This is a genomic window from Candidatus Nanopelagicus abundans (assembly GCF_002288305.1).
In the GTDB taxonomy this organism is placed as follows: domain Bacteria; phylum Actinomycetota; class Actinomycetes; order Nanopelagicales; family Nanopelagicaceae; genus Nanopelagicus; species Nanopelagicus abundans.
Genome location: NZ_CP016779.1, coordinates 1112286 through 1131453 on the forward strand (window position 1 = coordinate 1112286; position 19168 = coordinate 1131453).

At 40.2% G+C, this 19168-nt stretch carries 18 protein-coding genes and 3 tRNA genes; 6 read left to right on the top strand and 15 right to left on the bottom strand.

Annotated features, from left to right (window positions below):
- Window positions 1-58 precede the first annotated feature (58 nt).
- A complete protein-coding gene (locus B1sIIB91_RS05760; RefSeq protein WP_223298600.1) occupies window positions 59-2410 on the top strand; it encodes an amino acid permease in 2352 nt (783 codons plus the stop codon).
- Here the strand turns inward: B1sIIB91_RS05760 and tadA are convergent.
- Window positions 2407-2856 carry a tRNA adenosine(34) deaminase TadA gene (gene tadA / locus B1sIIB91_RS05765; RefSeq protein WP_095688620.1) on the bottom strand — a complete coding sequence of 150 codons (450 nt, stop codon included), beginning with the start codon at window positions 2854-2856 and terminating at the stop codon, window positions 2407-2409. The two genes, B1sIIB91_RS05760 and tadA, sit on opposite strands and share 4 nt — an antisense overlap.
- Complete coding sequence (locus B1sIIB91_RS05770; RefSeq protein ID WP_018226914.1) at window positions 2856-3314, bottom strand: tRNA adenosine deaminase-associated protein; 459 nt, start codon at window positions 3312-3314, stop codon at window positions 2856-2858. Before B1sIIB91_RS05770 ends, tadA begins: the two co-directional genes overlap by 1 nt.
- 109 nt (window positions 3315-3423) lie before the next feature.
- Here B1sIIB91_RS05770 and upp point away from each other — a divergent pair, with 109 nt between their 5' ends.
- Both upp and B1sIIB91_RS05780 read left to right on the top strand, forming a co-directional pair.
- Window positions 3424-4062, top strand: a complete 639-nt coding sequence (gene upp, locus B1sIIB91_RS05775; protein ID WP_095688621.1) for a uracil phosphoribosyltransferase — start codon at window positions 3424-3426, stop codon at window positions 4060-4062.
- A 96-nt stretch (window positions 4063-4158) separates the two neighbouring features.
- The gene (locus B1sIIB91_RS05780; RefSeq protein ID WP_095688622.1) at window positions 4159-4767 is read left to right on the top strand and encodes a DedA family protein; all 609 of its coding nucleotides are present in this window, start codon (window positions 4159-4161) and stop codon (window positions 4765-4767) included.
- On the opposite strand, the gene B1sIIB91_RS05785 is transcribed toward B1sIIB91_RS05780, so the two are convergent.
- The 4 genes from B1sIIB91_RS05785 to B1sIIB91_RS05800 form a co-directional block, all read right to left on the bottom strand.
- Entirely contained in the window at window positions 4743-5690 is a 948-nt protein-coding gene (locus B1sIIB91_RS05785; RefSeq protein ID WP_095688623.1) for a DMT family transporter, read from the bottom strand. The genes B1sIIB91_RS05780 and B1sIIB91_RS05785 overlap by 25 nt on opposite strands.
- A 32-nt stretch (window positions 5691-5722) precedes the next feature.
- Window positions 5723-5798 (bottom strand) — tRNA-Arg (locus tag B1sIIB91_RS05790).
- 31 nt (window positions 5799-5829) lie between these two features.
- On the bottom strand, window positions 5830-7137 hold the full coding sequence (locus B1sIIB91_RS05795; RefSeq protein WP_095688624.1) for an FAD-dependent oxidoreductase: 1308 nt from the start codon (window positions 7135-7137) through the stop codon (window positions 5830-5832).
- A 45-nt stretch (window positions 7138-7182) separates the two neighbouring features.
- Window positions 7183-7275 (bottom strand) — tRNA-Ser (locus tag B1sIIB91_RS05800).
- A 67-nt stretch (window positions 7276-7342) separates the two neighbouring features.
- Here B1sIIB91_RS05800 and B1sIIB91_RS05805 point away from each other — a divergent pair.
- On the top strand, window positions 7343-8803 hold the full coding sequence (locus B1sIIB91_RS05805; protein WP_095688625.1) for an aminopeptidase P family protein: 1461 nt from the start codon (window positions 7343-7345) through the stop codon (window positions 8801-8803).
- Here B1sIIB91_RS05805 and B1sIIB91_RS05810 read toward each other — a convergent pair.
- The 8 genes from B1sIIB91_RS05810 to B1sIIB91_RS05845 all read right to left on the bottom strand — a co-directional run bounded on the left by B1sIIB91_RS05810 (window position 8796) and on the right by B1sIIB91_RS05845 (window position 16146).
- Window positions 8796-9557, bottom strand: a complete 762-nt coding sequence (locus B1sIIB91_RS05810; protein WP_095688626.1) for a succinate dehydrogenase/fumarate reductase iron-sulfur subunit — start codon at window positions 9555-9557, stop codon at window positions 8796-8798. The two genes, B1sIIB91_RS05805 and B1sIIB91_RS05810, sit on opposite strands and share 8 nt — an antisense overlap.
- Window positions 9557-11455: a fumarate reductase/succinate dehydrogenase flavoprotein subunit gene (locus B1sIIB91_RS05815; protein WP_095688627.1), complete on the bottom strand. Its 1899-nt coding sequence runs from the start codon at window positions 11453-11455 to the stop codon at window positions 9557-9559. The genes B1sIIB91_RS05810 and B1sIIB91_RS05815 overlap by 1 nt, the downstream gene beginning before the upstream one ends.
- A gap of 12 nt (window positions 11456-11467) precedes the next feature.
- Window positions 11468-12295 (bottom strand): hypothetical protein, encoded by an 828-nt coding sequence (locus B1sIIB91_RS05820; RefSeq protein WP_095688628.1) that lies wholly within the window; start codon window positions 12293-12295, stop codon window positions 11468-11470.
- An 85-nt stretch (window positions 12296-12380) separates the two neighbouring features.
- Window positions 12381-12466, bottom strand: a tRNA-Ser gene (locus tag B1sIIB91_RS05825).
- A gap of 48 nt (window positions 12467-12514) precedes the next feature.
- On the bottom strand, window positions 12515-13348 hold the full coding sequence (locus tag B1sIIB91_RS05830) for an HAD family hydrolase (RefSeq protein WP_095688629.1): 834 nt from the start codon (window positions 13346-13348) through the stop codon (window positions 12515-12517).
- Window positions 13345-14607 (bottom strand): serine--tRNA ligase, encoded by a 1263-nt coding sequence (serS, locus tag B1sIIB91_RS05835; protein ID WP_095688630.1) that lies wholly within the window; start codon window positions 14605-14607, stop codon window positions 13345-13347. Before serS ends, B1sIIB91_RS05830 begins: the two co-directional genes overlap by 4 nt.
- Before the next feature lie 18 nt (window positions 14608-14625).
- Window positions 14626-15456 (bottom strand): prephenate dehydratase, encoded by an 831-nt coding sequence (gene pheA, locus B1sIIB91_RS05840; protein WP_095688631.1) that lies wholly within the window; start codon window positions 15454-15456, stop codon window positions 14626-14628.
- Window positions 15457-15459: 3 nt separating this feature from the next.
- Window positions 15460-16146, bottom strand: a complete 687-nt coding sequence (locus tag B1sIIB91_RS05845; RefSeq protein ID WP_095688632.1) for a glycerophosphodiester phosphodiesterase — start codon at window positions 16144-16146, stop codon at window positions 15460-15462.
- 51 nt (window positions 16147-16197) lie between these two features.
- On the opposite strand from B1sIIB91_RS05845, the gene B1sIIB91_RS05850 reads away from it, so the two are divergent.
- Together B1sIIB91_RS05850 and B1sIIB91_RS05855 are read left to right on the top strand one after the other, a co-directional pair.
- Window positions 16198-16974 carry a PP2C family protein-serine/threonine phosphatase gene (locus tag B1sIIB91_RS05850; protein WP_095688633.1) on the top strand — a complete coding sequence of 259 codons (777 nt, stop codon included), beginning with the start codon at window positions 16198-16200 and terminating at the stop codon, window positions 16972-16974.
- Window positions 16967-18511, top strand: a complete 1545-nt coding sequence (locus B1sIIB91_RS05855) for a protein kinase domain-containing protein (RefSeq protein WP_095688634.1) — start codon at window positions 16967-16969, stop codon at window positions 18509-18511. The genes B1sIIB91_RS05850 and B1sIIB91_RS05855 overlap by 8 nt, the downstream gene beginning before the upstream one ends.
- On the opposite strand, the gene B1sIIB91_RS05860 is transcribed toward B1sIIB91_RS05855, so the two are convergent.
- Window positions 18508-19158 carry an aminodeoxychorismate/anthranilate synthase component II gene (locus B1sIIB91_RS05860; protein ID WP_095688635.1) on the bottom strand — a complete coding sequence of 217 codons (651 nt, stop codon included), beginning with the start codon at window positions 19156-19158 and terminating at the stop codon, window positions 18508-18510. The two genes, B1sIIB91_RS05855 and B1sIIB91_RS05860, sit on opposite strands and share 4 nt — an antisense overlap.
- Window positions 19159-19168: the final 10 nt, after the last annotated feature.

Consider the following 19168-nt stretch of genomic DNA (forward strand, 5'->3'; position numbering starts at 1 on the left):
CTTAAAAAATCTCGCATAAAAACAGGCGTATACTTAGGATCTAACTTCGTATAGGAGTGTGTTTAAAAAAGTGCCAAAGTCTTGGAGTGATAACGCACCTACTCCTAAGGTGTTAACTGAGCACGCACACCTTAAAGACTCATTTTTATATAAATTAAAGGTCAAACTACTAGGTAAACCAATAAATCGCCATGATTTAAATGAGCAACGATTACCTAAAAGGAATGCTTTTGGCATCTTGTCTTCAGATTGCATTTCATCTAGTGCCTATGGTGGTGAGCAGATATTAGTTGCCCTAATACCAGCTTTTGGTCTTGCCGCTTTTACTATTTTCACGCCCCTTGTTGGGCTGATTTTAATAATTTTATTAGTTATTACTTTTTCCTACCGAGATGTCATAAATACCTATACTAAAAGTGGTGGTGCATACGTAGTAGCTAGAGAAAATTTTGGCAAAGTAATCTCCCAGATTGCAGCCGTAGAGTTAATTTTTGGTTACATAATCACAGTTGCTATTCAAACTGCAGCAGGTGTTGCAGCTATCGTCTCAGCTATTCCTGAGTTATCAGATAATAAAGTTTTATTAACTCTTGGCATTATTACTGTGCTCACCTATATAAATTTACGGGGGGTAAAGGAAGCCGGGATTATCTTTGTACTACCCTCATATCTTTTTATTTTTTCTATGTTTATAGTTTTTGTATTTGGAATTTGGCGTAATTTAAATTCTGATCTAATGCCATACCCAACAGATACTCCTGGCTTAATCGCTCTAGGTGAGCCCCAAGGATTATTAAGTTTGGCAGCAATTCTTTTAGTGTTAAAAGCATTTGCCAATGGCAGTGCTTCCCTTACTGGGTTAGAAGCTATTTCAGATAGCGTGGCATTATTTAAAGAGCCTGAACACAATAATGCTAGAAAAACTTTAATGATAATGAGCGCAGTCCTTGCCACTTTAATCACTGGTATTGCCTGGCTGGCGTATCAGGTAGTAGCAATTCCTTATGAATCTGGCACACCTACTGTTATCTCACTTGTTGCCCAAGCAGCCCTAGGTGATTCAGTTTTTGGCCAAAGTTTTTACTATTTCGTGCAGGCTTCAACTACCTTTATTTTATTTGCTGGTGCTAATACCTGCTTTAACGCCTTTCCAAATATGGTCAATATTGTGGCGGCAGATGGCTTTTTACCAAAGCAGTTAACTAAGCGTGGACACCGGTTAGCATTTTCAAACGGAATTATTTTTATCTCAGGATCTGCTGGCCTATTAGTTATTGCCTCTGGTGCATCTATTACAGCGCTAGCTGCTATTTATGCATTAGCAGTCTTTATTGGCTTTACTTTAACCGGACTTGGCATGGCAAAGAAAACTAAAAATCAAGGCGCTAAATACTATTTACATCTAACATCTGGATTAATTTCACTACTTACTGTAATTATTTTATCCTCAGTGAAGTTTGCAGAAGGTACTTGGTTAGTAGTTATTGGCACACCCATTGTGGCTGTAATTATGCTTAAATTTAATGATCGATATGCCCAAGAGAGTAAAGCACTACTACTTTCAAGTAAGGACTCTAGAGCAACCTCTATTACAAGACATGATGTAACAGTCTTAGTTGATCGAATTGATATTGCCACAGTTGGCGCAGTTAGATATGCCAGAAGTTTAAATCCGCGTAATTTAAATGCAGTTCATTTTGTAATAGATGATTTAAGAGCTGCCAGATTGGCTAAAGCTTGGGCAGAGAATCCAGCTTTTGATGATATTTCACTTCAACTCATTGATTGCCCAGATAGAAGATTGGCAAACTCAGTTGTGGATTATGCAACTATTGTTACCGCATCTAATAATGTGGAGCTAACTCTGCTTTTGCCACGGCGGGCGTATTCAAAGTTTTTGGGAAGACTATTACATGATCAAACTGCTGAAACTATCGCAGGACCAATCTCACAACTACCTAAAGTAGTTGCGACAATTATTCCATTTGATGTGCAAAAAATTATCTCTGGCCGTATTTTATCAATTCATAACGAGAGTAAAACAAATACTGCTAAAAACGAACAGCCAATTAGGGCGCAAAGTGCCTTTACTAAAACAGATACCGTGGTTAAGAAAAGTGAACCAATTAGTCACTACGCAGAAAATATGACGCCAATTAGTAGCATTACTTGGCGCATGAGGGCCCACGTTCAAGGAAAAGTTAACTCAATTAAGGCTGCTCCCTCTGATTCCTCCCCATTAGTTGAAGTTGAGATCTGGGATGAAAGCGGTGGCGTTACATTACAGTTTTTAGGAAGGCGTGAAATTTCAGGTCTTGAAGTTGGTTCTGAAATGCGAGCCGAAGGTATGGTGGGTGAGAATAACGGTCAATTAGTTATTTTAAATCCATCATATGAAATTGTTATTTAACGCTTTGTTGCAAAAAAATCAGTAAGTAATTTCGCACATTCATCCTCTAGTACTCCACTTACAACCTCAACTTTGCTAAGTGCTCGCACATCTCTGATTACATCGAGTGAAGAACCGACTGCGCCAGCTTTTTGATCAAAGGCGCCAAATACTAATCTTTTTATCCTAGATTGTAGTATCGCGCCAGCGCACATCACACATGGCTCAAGAGTGACTATTAAAGTTAAATCATCAAGTCGCCAGCTATCTAGTTTTTCACCAGCTCTTCTTATTGCCAGGATCTCTGCGTGAGCAGTTGGATCATTATCTTTTTCGCGCTCATTTTTTCCAGAACTAACTATTTCACCCACCTCATTAACAATTAAAGCGCCCACTGGCACATCACCTGAGGATTTAACTTCACGTGCAAGAGATATCACCTGCTGCATTAACGATTGGTAGTTCACTAATTACTTTCAATCACCTGATTAAATTGTTCACCAAAACCTAATCGATTTGCAATCGCCTCTAATTGCTCATCTGGATATAACTCTGTGTCATCTAAAATGCTTAAAAGTTCCATCTCACTCACACCTAAATCATTTAGTAAATCAAGGTCACCGCCAGGTTGTGATTCATCATCTTCTTCTGGGAACTCTAGATCTAATACCTCAACTAGATCTGCTGCTACCTCATAATCAATTGCGTATGTAACATCTGAAATCATCATCTGCATTGATCCACCGAGTGATCTTGCGATAATTACAAACTCATCCTCTATTGCAATTAATGCAATTGCTCCACCATTAGTTTGTTGAGCTTTAAGTGAATCCATAACTGCGCCAATATCTCGGGTAGTTAGGATCTGCGCAGCATCCCATCTGCCATCTTCATGCCAGGCTATGAGTCCAAAATCTACTGACATTAGATTCACGCCTCCTTTATAACCCTTAATGAATACCTTCTGAGCACACTTATTCTCTCTTTAATCTGCGCTAATTGGTAGTAGCACCTCTTGCTTGTAGAGTAATTATGTGAAAATCCACATTGCCTCCCACCCATTGCTTACTCATAAGTTAACTGTGCTGCGGGATGAGAAAACTGATTCACCAACCTTTAGGCGCTTGACTGAGGAAATTGTCACCTTACTTGCATATGAGGCGATGCGTGAAGTTAAAACAATTGCTGTAACTGTTAAGACACCAGTTGCCATGGCCCAAGGTGAGCAGCTAGCTAAACCAAAGCCTGTAGTAGTTCCAATCCTTAGAGCAGGTCTTGGCATGTTAGAGGGAATGTCGCGTCTTATTCCAACTGCTGAAATTGGCTTTTTGGGAATGGTGCGGGATGAGAAAACTTTAAAGGCAACAACTTATGCAAATAGATTACCTGAGGATTTAACTAATCGTCAGTGTTATATCTTAGATCCGATGCTTGCTACCGGTGGCACATTGGTTAGCGCAATAGAGTTCTTAGCAGCAAAGGGTGCTACTGATATAACTGCAATTTGTATATTAGCTGCGCCAGAGGGTATTGCTGTTCTTGAAAAAGCGTTTGCAACATCAAAGTTATCTTTAAAACTTGTAACGGGTGCACTCGATGAGCGCTTAAATGAGAAGGGTTACATCATCCCGGGCTTAGGAGATGCTGGAGATCGGTTATATGGTGTTGTTTAACTAACAGTAAAAGTCCTTATTACTGTGTGTAATTACTTTTATACTAAGACCGAAAGTTTTTAAAATATCAAAATTTGAAAGATGAGGTAGAAGATTGTGTTAAACCTTGCTGCCTCATTTAATGAACAATTATCTCCAGTTGCGCCTTTTTTATTTTATGTAGTTATTGCTGGCATTATCTTTGTTGAAACTGGTTTATTAATCGGCTTCTTCCTACCTGGTGACTCATTGTTATTTAGCGCAGGACTTGTTGCCGCAGCTAGAGATGATATTAATATTGCCTTCTTAGTTTTTGCAGTTTTTTTAGCTGCATTTATCGGCGATCAAGTTGGATATGTAATTGGTCGAAAGATAGGCCGGCCCTACCTTGAAAAACATAAATCTAAGCGAATGATTAAAATGCTTGAAAGATCTGAACGTTTTTATGAAAGATATGGCTGGTGGTCAGTAGTTATTGCTCGCTATATCCCATGGGTTAGAACATTTGTGCCACCAATAGCAGGTACTGTAAAAATGAATTACTACAAATTTTTATCTGCTAACGCATTAGGAGCCCTGCTTTGGGGAGCTGGTATTACCTTGGCAGGATTTTATTCTGGTTCAATCTCTTGGGTTAAAGATATTTCATACGCACTTGCTGCCTTTTTTATTACCGCTTCATTACTCTCTGCTTTAATAAATTACTTACGAGAAAAACGGGACTGACCATTTGCTATCACACCTAAATAGGTGAGGAATATTCCAGTAATTAGGTAAGGTGAGATTTGTGTTCCTTCAGTTGGCACAAATACATCAAGTAGTAATGATCCAATCAGCATTCCGCCAACACTAAGTAGTGTGAACTCTAAGACGCCAACATATTGCACAGCAACGGCTGAGAAAGCAATATAGAAAACCCCAATTGAGCCACCTAAGAACATCCACCAAGGCCCTGAGGTTAGATTCATAATTGAGTGATCGGTAAAGAGTGAGCGAAGTATTAATAAAAATGTTAGAAAGCTAAAGCCAGTAATAAAGTTAAGTTGTGAGGTAGCAAAGCTCTTCTTTGAAAAAGAGTTGATCTGACCATTTAACGCTCTCTGCACGCCAACCCAGCTACCAGCAAAAACAGCTAATGTAATTGCAAGAATTGAAAAATCACTCATTACAAATCTATCCCAAGTAGATATAACTACTGCGCCCACCGTAATAATTGCTGCAATTACCCGCCGCTTTGAAATCACAGATTTAATACCGCCAGCTAAGCCAACATGATCAACCCAAAGTGAGATTGCAGTCTGACCAGCTAGGGATGCCACTGTAAACAAAGCAACTCCTGCAATAGGAACAACATGGGTTTGCATTGCCACAAATGAGGCGCCTAACATTCCTGCGCTTAGTCGCCACATTGGAAGTTGTTTTAATTTAACTGCTTTAAAAATATCAGCAAAGCCTGCTCTGACATCTTTTCTAAATAATGAAATTAGTGAGACAAAGATTAATCCAGTACCAAATGAAACTAGGGCTGCTTCGAGAGAGTCACCCATTTGATTAGATAACTCACCATTTACTCGAGATTGCAAGGCAATTAGCACGCCAGAGAATGCGGAAAGTACTTCAAGCCCACGTAACTTACTTGGCTTAGAAATCTAAGGTTCTCCTTTTTTATTTGGATGAACTCTGGTGCGCCCGCAGGGATTCGAACCCCGAACCTTCTGATCCGTAGTCAGATGCTCTATCCGTTGAGCTACGGGCGCAATGTAAAGCGTTTCAAAGTCTAGCGATTTATTAGGAAGTGCCCAAACTTATTAAGCGCTTCCAATCAACTTCTTTTATACGTGGTTTTCCAGCTAATTCCCCTGAAATTACTTCAGATGCGTTGATTTTTTCCCAGCCAGTTTGATCTATTACAACGTGAGCAGATTTTAATAGTGCAGTAATTCCTTCACTCTGCTTGGGTTCTTTAAGATTTTCAATAATTAATTGCACAACATCTGCTGAATCTGATTTGTTTGTGCCAATCACACCGGTTGGGCCCCGCTTAGCCCAGCCTGTTACATATAAATTATGTTCAACGTGTCCGGCAATATTAGCAATTCGCCCCTTTTCAATTTTAATTCCCTGATATTCAACTGCGTCATAACCAATTGCAGTGATTACTAATCCTGTTTTAATCGAAAATGTTTTATCAGTTGCAACCACCTTGCCATCTTTGACCTCATTAATCGTGAAAATGACCTCAGAAACCTTTCCGTTTCCTTTAATCTCTTTTGGATTAGCTAGAAACTTTATCTCAAGTTTTCTATCAACACCTTTTTTATCATGCTCTGCAATCAAACGCATAGCTTCTAGATTATTTCTTAAATCTTTCTCAACCTCACCTAGTTGCTCAATTCGCAAGGCTGCCTGATTTATTTGATCAGCATCAATATAAACATCAGTATTTTCAAGTTTTGGTAGATCACGAAGTTCAGGGGCGGTAAAGGCGGCATGTTCTGGGCCACGCCGGCCACAAATAATTACACACCTGATATTACTTTGCTTAAGTTTTGTAAGTGCATGCTCAGCTGTGTCAGTTGAATCAAGTTCTGATGGATTAATTGCCAGCATCCTGGCTATATCCATTGCCACATTACCCGCGCCAATAACAACTGCGGTGTCAGTATTTAAATCTACTTCTACATTTGTGAAATCTGGGTGAGCGTTATACCAAGGGACAAAATCAGCGGAGGATAAAACATTTTCTAAATCCTCACCCGCTATGCCAAGTTTTCGCCCGGCAGCTGAGCCAGTTGCTAATACAACTGCGTCATATTGATCTCTTAAATCCTTTAAAGATATATCCTTACCCAGTTCAACATTGGCAAATAATCTAAAGCCATTTTCTTTAGCGATCTTTTCAAATACTTTAGAAACAGTTTTTATCTTTGGATGGTCCGGTGCAACTCCACTTCTTACTAATCCCCATGGGGTTGGAAGGCGTTCGATCATATCGATGGTGAAGGTGAGCTCATCAGTTTGCGCATTTTGTAATGCTTGGGCGGTGAAGTAACCAGCAGGACCAGCACCTACTATCGCAATTTTATATGCTGCCAAGATTCCCCCAATTACTACTTGTAGTAATTTTAATTCATTCTAACTTGGCGGAGACGAGAGGATTTGAACCTCCGAAACCCTTTAGGGGTTAACCTCATTAGCAGTGAGGCGCACTAGACCGGGCTATGCGACGTCTCCAACAAGAAGTAAGGTTACCGCCCAATGATGAGGTAGCCAATTTATCGGTGAGAAGTAGGCTATCTATATGAATACGGTGAGTAATTCCAACAATAATGAAAAGGCACTCGAAGTGAGAACTCACGATATCCCAATCGCTGATGCGATGAGTGAGTTTATGAAGCAGGGTTGGGCGCCATCACCACTTTCTGGGGTTAATGCACACCCATCAATTCCATATACAAAACTACGGCGTGAGAAATTATCTAAAAAATATCCTGGAATAAGATTAGTTTTTCCAGCTGGTTCATTAAAGATTAGAAGTAATGATTCAGATTATCCATTCCGTGCTCACTCAGCCTTTTCTTGGTTTACCGGAATTATTGCACCAGATGCTGTGCCTGACTCTGTTTTTGTAATGGAGCCAAATACAGAAGGTCATGAAGATTTGTTATTTATTCACCCTAGATCTGTAAGAGATAGTGATGAGTTTTATAAAAACACTAGGTATGGAGAGTTTTGGGTTGGCCGGCGAATGAGTTTAGATGAGACCCAAATTAAGTATGAAGTTAAGGTAAGGCAAATTGAATCTATTGAGCAGTTATTTGCAGATAAGAAAGAGGCATTAATAATCCGTGGTGAGGATAAAAAGCTAGACAAGCTAGTTACGGAGAGTGAAGATAAAGAGAAAGAGTTTTTAAACTTTACATCTTTAATGAGATTAGTAAAAGATGAGTATGAAATTGGTGAGATGCAAAAAGCGGTTGACGCATCTGTTCGTGGCTTCGCTGATATGGTGCGAGTGTTTCCAGCTGCTACCTCAGTTCCAAGAGGTGAGCGGGTAATTGAGTCAGCTTTCTATGGCAGAGCACGTCTTGAGGGTAATGATCTTGGTTATTCAAGTATTGTGGCAGCAGGATCTCATGCTTGCGTGCTGCACTGGATTAAAAATGATGGTGATGTATTACCAGGAGACTTGGTATTAATTGATGCTGGTGTTGAAGTTGAATCCCACTACACAGCAGATATCACTAGAACATTTCCAGTAAGTGGAAAATTTAGTGAGGCACAGCGCAAGATTTATATGATTGTTTATAATGCGCAAAGTGCTGGAATTGCTGCAGTTAAACCTGGCGCTAAATTTAAGGATTACCATGATGCTTGCATGGTTGAGATTGCAAAAGGTGCTGCAGAACTCGGTGTATTGCCAGTTTCAGTTGAAGAATCACTAAAGGCCGAAAATGGCCAACATAGAAGGTGGCAGTTTCATGGCTCCGGGCATCATTTAGGAATTGATGTGCACGATTGCGCTCACGCTAGAAAAGAACAATACTCAGATGCGATATTAGAGCCCGGAATGATTTTAACTGTTGAGCCCGGTTTTTATATTCAACCAGATGACACATTGTTTCCAGAGGAATACCGCGGCATTGGCGTAAGAATTGAAGATGATATTTTAGTTACAGAATCTGGTTGCAAGATACTAAGTAACGCACTTCCTCGTCATCCTGATGAGGTTGAGGCGTATATGGCAAAGCTTCTTAAATAATACCTTCGCGTTTTCTAATTTTGGATCCAAGCCATTTAACTGGGTCATACTTAACATCTACTACTCGCTCCTTCATAGGAATAATGGCGTTATCAGTAATGCGAATATGTTCAGGGCAAACCTCGGTACAACACTTTGTAATGTTACACATTCCAAGTCCATGTTCTTCTTGAGCTTTCTTCTTTCTATTTTTAAGCATATCTAATGGATGCATATCAAGTTCGGCAATCCTGATAAAAAATCTAGGACCAGCAAATGATTTCTTATTCTCTTCATGATCTCTTATTACATGGCAGGTGTCTTGGCACAAGAAACATTCAATACATTTTCTAAACTCTTGGCTTCTTTCAACATCAATCTGCTCCATTCGAGCCTGCCCCGGTTTTAAATCAGCTGGGGGCGTGAAGGATTCAACCTCCATTGCTTTTCGATAATTAAATGAAACATCTGTTACTAAATCCTTGATTACTGGGAAAGCCCTAAGTGGTGTCACTGTAATTGTTTCAGACTCACTAAAACTTGAAACTTGAGTCATACAAGCAAGGCGCGGCTTGCCATTTATTTCCATAGAACATGAACCACATTTACCAGCTTTGCAATTCCATCTAACTGCTAAATCACCCATTTGGGTTGCTTGTACTCGATGAATTACATCTAGTACTACTTCTCCCTCATTTGCCTCAACGCTTACTTCTTCTAATTTGCCATCAGTTGGGCCACCGCGCCAGATCTTAAGCTTTATATTTTTTGCCATTACTTCACCCCTTCTAAAATATTATCAATCTCTTCTTGGCTCATATATTTTTCTAACTCATGGACATCAAAGAGTGAAAATAATTCTTTTGGCATAAATGGCAACTCTTGCTGTTTAACTACTACCTCTTTGCCATTAAAGGATGAGATGTTATTAAGCCCCCGCCATTTTGTATTCATAACTGGGAAATCATCCCTGGTGTGACCACCACGGCTTTCTTCCCGAACGATTGCAGATTTTGCTGTGCTTTCTGCAACTAATAGCATGTTATCTAGATCAAAAGATAGATGAAAGCCCGGGTTAAATATGCGCCCGCCTTGAACTGAAACATTTTCAATTCGCTTTCTTATATCAGCGATCTTATTTATGGCATCTGCTAACTCAGTCTTTGTTCTAATAATGCCAACTAAGTTATGGGTAATTTCCTGTAGTTCTTGATGAAGGGTATATGGATTCTCGCCACCGCTACGTTTAAATGGAGCTGCAATTCGCTCTGCCGCATTTTTAATTGAAGTATCTGAAACCTTTACGGCCTGTGATTGTTTAACATAATCAACTGCGCCAGCACCTGCTCGTCTACCAAAGACTAAAAGATCAGAGAGTGAGTTACCACCTAATCTATTTGAACCATGCATGCCACCTGCTACCTCACCTGCTGCAAATAAACCAGGCACACCAACTGCAGCTGCAGTATCAGCATCAACTTCAACTCCGCCCATTACATAGTGACAGGTTGGTCCAACCTCCATTGCCTCTTTTGTAATATCAACACCAGCTAACTCATAAAACTGGTGCCACATAGATGGTAATCGTTTTTTAATTACCTCTGCTGTTAAACGCTTTGAAACATCAAGGTAAACACCACCATGTGGTGAACCACGTCCTGCCTTTACCTCTGAGTTAATTGCTCTAGCTACTTCATCTCTTGGTAATAACTCTGGCGGCCTTCGGTTGTTGTCTTGATCAACATACCAACGATCTGCCTCTGCTTCATTGTCCGCGTATTTATCTTTAAATACCTCTGGAATATATTTGAACATAAAACGCTCACCATTTGAGTTTGTTAAAACACCACCCTCACCACGCACAGACTCTGTTACTAAAATTCCCTTAACTGATGGTGGCCAGACCATTCCGGTTGGATGAAATTGTAAAAACTCCATATCAACTAAATTACCGCCGGCTTTTAATGCGAGCGCGTGTCCATCACCGGTGCCTTCCCAAGAGTTTGAGGTGATCTTAAATGTTTTACCAACGCCACCTGTTGCCAAAATTACTACAGGTGCTTCAAATAAAACCTCCACACCATCTTCACGCCGGTAACCATAAACTCCAGCTACTTTGCCATTTTCTTTAATTACTTCAGTAATTGTTACCTCAGCAAAAACCTTTAAATAACTCTCAGCATCACCATGATCTTTCTTATCTTGCTGTTGCATAGCCACAATTTTTTGTTGCATTGTTCTAATTAATTCAAGGCCAGTGCGATCACCAACATGGGCAAGACGTGGGTACTCATGTCCGCCAAAGTTACGTTGTGAGATTTTGCCTTCTTTAGTTCTATCAAAGAGTGCTCCCCACATCTCAAGCTCCCAAACTCGATCTGGTGCTTCTTTAGCGTGTAGCTCTGCCATTCGATAATGATTTGTAAACTTTCCACCACGCATTGTGTCTCTAAAGTGAACTTTCCAACCATCTTTATCATTTACATTTCCCATAGAGGCAGCAATTCCGCCCTCTGCCATAACAGTGTGGGCTTTACCAAATAATGATTTACAAATAATTGCAACCCGTAGACCCGCACTCCTTGCTTCAACAGCTGCGCGAAGGCCGGCGCCTCCTGCGCCAATTACCACTACATCATAATTATGACGCTGCATTGCAATTTTTTCACTCATTATTAATCATCCTTAGAAGAAATAGTAATTGGTTATGGACCCGCTTGCGACCTGGCGAACATAAAAATCTGTGAAAGCTACTCCAAATAAGGAGACCCAGGCAAAATTTGGATGGTAATGATTTAATCTAGAAACAATTGTCCAAGCCTTATATCTAGCTGGATGTTTTGAGAAATTCTTAAGCCGCCCACCAATGGTGTGGCGGCAGGTGTGGCAGGAGGCGGAGTAGAGCCAAAGTAATGTGGCATTTAGTAGAAGAACTAATGTGCCAACACTCATGTGCCCCCACTGCCCCTGCTCATTTTTAAATGCAATAACTGCGTCATAGGTCAAAATAATATTTAAAACTAGACCCGCATAGAAAAACCAACGATGGCCATTTTGTAATATTAATGGCGCACGCGTTTCACCGGTATATGTTTTATGTGGCTCAGCAACCGCACAAGCTGGTGGTGACATCCAAAAGGAGCGGTAGTAAGACTTACGGTAGTAATAGCAGGTCATACGAAAACCTAGTGGGAAAATTAAAATAAATAATGAGGGAGAAACTAATAAGCCAAATAAAGTTATTGAACCAATTGGTGTGCCAAAGTGAGATGCACCTTCCACACATACAGTTGATAAGCATGGTGAATAAAACGGTGAGATTAAAGGTTCAGCAAAATAGTTATCATTTTCAAAGGCTCTAAAGGTTGCATAAATTACAAATGAAATTAAAACTCCAAAGGTTAAGGCTGGTTGTAACCACCATTTATCAGTGCGTAGGGTGCGATCAGTTATAAGTGCGCGTCCGGTGGAGAAAACTCCTGTGCTTTTTTTATCGGAGTCGATTATTGCCATGCGATAAGTTTGCTCGCACTACCTGCGATGCGCTAGTTAATAATGGGCGCAATGGATATGAAATCACCCACAAATTAATAAATTCTGGCGGAGGGCGTGGGATTTGAACCCACGAAGGTTTCCCTTGCCGGTTTTCAAGACCGGTGCACTCGGCCACTATGCGAGCCCTCCATGGACAAACTTACTCGCTCAGCCACCTTCGCCAAAATTAGTGGTTAATTATTCGGGAAGTTCTAGTAACCGCTCTATCACCTTTGCCACACCATCTTCTTGGTGTGCATCTGTTTGAAACTTTGCATACTTCATTAAATCTGGGTGTCCATCTGCCATTGCCCAAGATCTACTAGCCCATGAGAGCATTGAAAAATCATTTGGGTTATCACCAAAGGTTACGCAATCTTCCCCTGTTAATCCATGACGAGCTGCAATCTTTGAAAGTGTTGCACCTTTACTAACACCGTCGGCTGAAATTTCAAGTAATGAGTCAGATATATTTGAATGAGTAGGAGATGCAATTCCTTGTAATTCTTTTGTTGCAATCTCAAGCATCTCATCAGATGAATACTCACCGTTACCACAACGCGCTAACATTTTAAGTGCAGGTTTTGTGATCACCTCTTCAATTTTATCTACGCCAACATTATCTTGACCAACATCCCATCTAGGCACATACTTTTTTTCTCTATTAAAATCTTTACCAATCTCAACTGCAAATGAGACATTAGGTAACACCTGGCGTAATCTTTTAACAGTCTCTAATTGAGCGCCTACTGGAAATAACCATTCTTCTAATACCTTTTCATTATTAAAATCATACAAAAGTGCACCGTTAGCACAAATACCAGTACCAAAGCCAAAGTTCTCTTTTATTTCAACCATCCACCGAATTGGGCGCCCAGTTACAAAGTACATATGAATGCCAGCTTTATGGGCAGCAGTAAATGCTATTTTGGTTCGCTCAGAGATAAAGCCGTAGTGAGCAACAATTGTGCCATCTAGATCTGTGCCGATTAGTTTTGGTCTCTTACCAGTAACAGGTTTTAAAACACTCACGCTATAACCAAAGTATCCATCCCAAGAAATGGAATTAATGCCTTTGGCACTTTAACACTGCCATCTTTTTGTTGGTGATTTTCTAGGATTGCCACAATTGTTCTTGGAATTGCTACTAGTGTGCCATTTAATGTGGCAACAGCCTTTGTGCCATTTTCATCTTTATATCTAATGTTTAAGCGCCTAGCCTGAAACTGTGTGCAATTTGATGTGCTAGTTACCTCACGATATGCCTGCTGTGTTGGAATCCAAGCTTCAATATCAAATTTTCTAACCGCACTTGCTCCTAGATCACCACTTGCAACATCAATTACTCGATATGGAATATCTAATGTGTTAAAAAATTCTTTCTCCCAATTTAGGAGCCTTTGATGCTCAGCTTTTGCATCCTCAGGTTTACAGAATGTAAACATTTCAACCTTATCAAATTGGTGCACACGAATAATCCCGCGAGTATCTTTTCCGTAACTGCCTGCTTCTCTTCTAAAACATGGTGAGTAGCCGGCGTATCTAATTGGTAGATTATCTAAAATCTCATCCATATGAAATGCAGCAAGTGGCACCTCTGATGTTCCAACTAAATAAAGTTCATCCTCTTTTAAGTGATAAACATTTTCAGCAGCTTGTCCTAAAAATCCTGTTCCTTCCATAGCAGCAGGCTTTACCAACACTGGCGGAATCATTGGAATAAAACCAGCTTTAACTGCAGTTGCGATCGCATGGTTTACTAAAGCAAGCTCAAGGAGAGCGCCAACTCCGGTTAGGTAGTAAGAGCGAGCACCTGCCACCTTTGCGCCACGTTCTGTGTCAATTGCTTTAATGATCTTGCCAATTTCAACATGATCTTTTGGTTCAAAGCCTTCAGATTTAAAATCACGCACCTTGCCAACTGTTTCAATAACTTTAAAGTCTGCTTCACCACCTATTGGTGCTTCTGGATCAATTAAGTTAGCAACTTCAAGAGATAATTTATGCGCACTTTCCTCAGCTACAGCTCGCTTAGAATCTGCTTCTTTTACTAAAGCAGAGAGCTTCTTGGCATTTTCTAATAGTGAGTTTTTTTCATCTCCTTTAGCAGCTCCTACTGATTTAGATAAAGTATTTTGCTCAGCCCTAAGGCTTTCAAAATTTGATATTGCCTCTCGTCTTAAATCATCAGCAGCAAGTAACTTGTCAATTACATCAACATCACCACCTCGCACTTTTTGGGATGAGCGAAATGCTTGGGGATCTTCACGCAGTGCTTTTAAATCAATCATATGAAAGTAGCCTACCGATTACTTTGCTTGAGGATAGGAACCTAGAAAACGAACATCCTCGCAAATTTGTTTTAGCCCCGTTAATGTGGCACTTATTGCTTCATCTTGGATATGCCCCTCCACATCGATAATGAAGTGATAGTGACCAAGGCCAACACCAGTTGGCCGGCTTTGGATAAAAGTCAGGTTGACCTCATATTTAGCAAACTCATTTAATATTTCAAGTAAGGCACCTGCGTGATCAATTGCAATAAAGACCACCATTGAGGTGCGATCTTTACCCGTTGGCGCTGGAACTTTATTTGGCTTTTCAACCACAACAAACCTAGTAACAGCGCCAGGATTATCGCCAATATTTTCAGCAATTACCTTTAAATTATAATTTTTAGCAGCAATTGGCGCAGCAATAGCCGCGTCATACTCACCTTTACTTAATCCTTTAGCAGCCGCCGCTGTTGATGAGCTTTCAACTACTTGAGCATTTGGGAAGTTTTTTGCAATGTACTCCCGGCACTGAGATTCAGCGTGAGGGTGAGTAGCAATTGAGTTAATAGATTTTGGATCTTTATTCTCAAGACTCATTAAAGAAAAGCTAACTGGCAAAGTGGTCTCAGCTGTTATTACTAACGCATCCCCGATTGCTAACTCGTCCAGTGTTCTAGCAACTACTCCTTCAACAGAGTTTTCAATTGGTACCAACGCTTTTGCGCACTCACCACTACGAACCGCATTTAATGCTGCCGTTACATTTGCGTAAGGGATTAGTTCATCACTGCTATCTGCAATCTTTTGCAGAGCTGCCTGGGTAAATGTGCCGGCAGGTCCTAAGTAAGCGTATTTAAGTGACATGGGTTAAGAGTAGCCGAGCAGCATTCGCGCTTGCGCTGGTTTATCTGTAATTACTGCATCCACACCTTCTTTGGCACATAAAAGTAGATCAGAGGCCTCATTTACCGTCCAGACAAATACTTTTTTTCCTTTTTTATGTTGATCTGCAATCACCTTTGGGTTTTGGCGCACAATATTAATATTTAAAGCAATCACTGGCGCTGGGTTTAATTTAATCAAATTTGAATTCTTAACCAGATAGCCGGCTTCATAACCACTTTTTAGATTACGTAGCGTAGCCAAATATGAAAAAGAGATTAAAGAAATTTGTATTCCACTATTTTTTATCTCGGTATTTCTGCTTATAAGTAATTTATGGACAAGTTTTTCAATCAGAGCGCCAGTTGGTACTGGATGTTTTAACTCTATAACTAGATCTTTTTTATTACTTATTGAAAGCTCTAGTAACTCATCTAGTCGGTATGGGTCTGCTTTTGCCTTTAACTCTTCATAGCTACTCTTTGCAATCTTTAGATCAATATTTGATAATCTTTTGGTATCACTGTCGTGATAGCAAATGATTTGTTTATCCTTAGTTAACCTCACATCACACTCAAAGCCATCTGCGTCTTGGGCGAGAGCGCCTAGGTAGGCAGCCTTTGAGCCCTCAGCAAAATCAATGCTGGCACCTCTGTGGGCATAGATCAGCATTTACTTGGCGCCCTTTCTTTATCACTTGAATTATGTGGTGAGATTGGCTCTATGAAATGGCAGTTTATCTCCTTTGCTCAAACCGATCTTGGTTTGGTGCGCTCAGGAAATGAAGATTCTGCTTTAACCTGCGCAAATCTAATTGCAGTAGCCGATGGAATGGGTGGACATGCTGGTGGTGAGGTCGCATCTGCGATTGCAATTAATACATTAGAACAACTACTGCCAGTAATAAGTGATTTAAAAGTTGATGTGGCCTCCCGGGAAGATTTATTTTTAAATATTACCTATGAGGTTGATTCACAAATATTAGCTAAAAGCAAAGATTCACCTGAACTATCCGGTATGGGAACTACCTTAACCGCGCTAAGTATTTTAGATAATAATGTTGAGCTGCTGCATATTGGTGATTCTCGTTGTTATCGCTACCGAAACAACAAACTAGAACAATTAAGTTATGACCACACAGTTATGCAAGAGCTGCTAGATCAGGGACGGCTTACACCTGAAGAGATAATTGATCACCCGCAGCGTTCGCTGCTTACCCAAGCTTTAATGGGGGACTCAGGAATTGATCCAATTTTAGTAAGTTATGAAATAAAAAAAGGTGATCAATTTCTTTTATGCAGTGATGGCTTAACTAATGTTTTATCTGAGTATGAGATAAGTAAAATTATTGAAGCAAATAAGCCAGAGGATATTGCGCCAGCCTTAATTGCAGAGGTTAGAGTAAAAGGAGCACCAGATAACATCACAATTATTTGGAGCACAGTTAGTGATATAAAAGGTAACTCAGAGGTAATAAAAATAGGTGCTGCTAATGAATAGCCCAATTACAAAATTAGCAGATGGCAGATACACCGTTGGCCAAATGATTGGCACAGGTGGCATGGCTGATGTTTATCTAGGCCTTGATACCAGGCTTGATCGTGAGGTTGCAATTAAAGTATTGAGGCGCGACCTAGCAAAGGATCCAGCTTTTGTTGCCAGGTTTCGAAAGGAAGCTCTCGCTGCTGGCGGCTTAAATCATCCAGGAATTGTTGCTGTTTATGATTCAGGTGAAGAAAATAATTCGCCATTTATCGTAATGGAGTTAGTAAGTGGTCAAACACTTAGACAAAAATTACAAGCAGAACAAATTCCACTTGCTGCCTCACTTGAAATAATTAAAGGAATTTTAAACGCACTTGATTATTCACATAATAAAGGCATTGTGCATCGAGATATTAAGCCGAGTAATATTATGATTACAGATTCTGGTGACATAAAGGTGATGGATTTTGGTATTGCCAGAGCAACAGATGATATTGGCGCCACATTAACTAATACTTGGAATGTGGTTGGAACTGCGCAGTATTTATCTCCTGAGCAAGCAACTGGTGAGTTAGCAGATGGTAGAAGTGATCTCTACTCTCTCGGTTGTTTGATGTATGAATTATTAACTGGGCGTCCTCCCTTTACTGGTGATACACCAGTCTCTGTTGCCTATCAACATGTTTCATCCACGCTAACTCCTGCCTCACAAATTAATCCATCACTTGATCCAAATCTTGACCGGATGCTTGAGGTAGTACTGGCAAAGGATCCTAATAATCGCTATCAAGATGCTGCTGCGATGTTAGAAGATTTAGAGCATGTAATAAAAGGTGAGCCAGTTACAACTAAAATTAAAAAAATATTTCCAAGGCGAAAACTATTTACATCTCTCACATTAGTTGCTGCTGCTATCACCTTATTAGCTGTTGGTTATTTTGCTAGTGCGCCAACTGGTGTGAGTATAAAAGTACCTAATGTGGTTGGTTTAACTGAGGCTGAAGCAAGAGTATTACTTAAAGATTTTAATATAAATATCGAACGAGCACCTGATGCAAAAATTCCACTAGATAGAGTTGCATCCCAGCTTCCACTTGCAACTAGTGAGGCAGCAGCTGGTAGTAGCGTCACGCTAACAATTTCAGAAGGACCAGGAAACACCACTGTTCCAGTTGGTTTAATTGGCTTATCACTTGAAGAAGCTAGATATAAATTAACAGCAGCTGGTTTATTAATCTCTCAAACTATTGCAGTTGATTCAGATCAAGCACCTGGCGTTGTTTTAAGTATTAATCCCTCTCCTGGCACAACTACTACCGCAGGAAGTGGCGTCACTCTTGAGATTGCAAGTGGCAATGTTCAAGTGCCTTTACTCGTTGGTTTAAATGAGATTAATGCAAAAACAATACTTACTCAGTCAGGATTTTTAATTAGAGAAATAAGCGCAAGTGATACTAGTAAGCCAGTTGGTGAGATTCTTGCCCAAGCTCCTGATGCTGGTGCTACAAAGACAATTGGTAGTGTTGTAACAATTACAGTTAATCGAAATTAAGCTTTAATTACAACTGGTGATAATCCTTCAGACTTTTTGCGAGCGCCTTTATCCCCACATATCTCCAGCCAGTTGCCAATCATTTGATAACCATGTTCGGTAAGAACTGACTCTGGGTGAAACTGCACGCCACTAATCGGTAGCGTTTTATGTTGAATAGCCATCACAACACCACTTTCGGTTTGACCAGTTATTTCAATCTCAGTTGGCAAAGTATCTTTTTCAATAGCTAGTGAGTGATACCGCGTTGCAGTAAAAGGGGACGGAATATTTTCTAGAACTGATTTGTTACTATGACTTACTACTGAAGTTTTACCATGTAGTAATTCAGGCGCCCTTGAAACAGTTGCGCCATATGCGACAGCAATAACTTGATGTCCTAAGCAAACTCCCAGTAGTGGAATCTTTTTTTGCGCGCAGTATTTAACTAATTCAACACTTATACCTGCTGCCTCTGGTGTGCCGGGTCCTGGTGAGATTAAAACTCCATCGTATTTATCTGCTTCAGTTAATTTAAATTCATCATTTCTAACTACAGTGCAGTGCGCCCCTAATTGCTGTAAGTATTGAACTAGGTTAAAGACGAAGGAGTCATAGTTATCAATAACTAAGATTTTTCGCTCACCTGTGCCAGAAGTTGTGCTCATAGGGTAATTG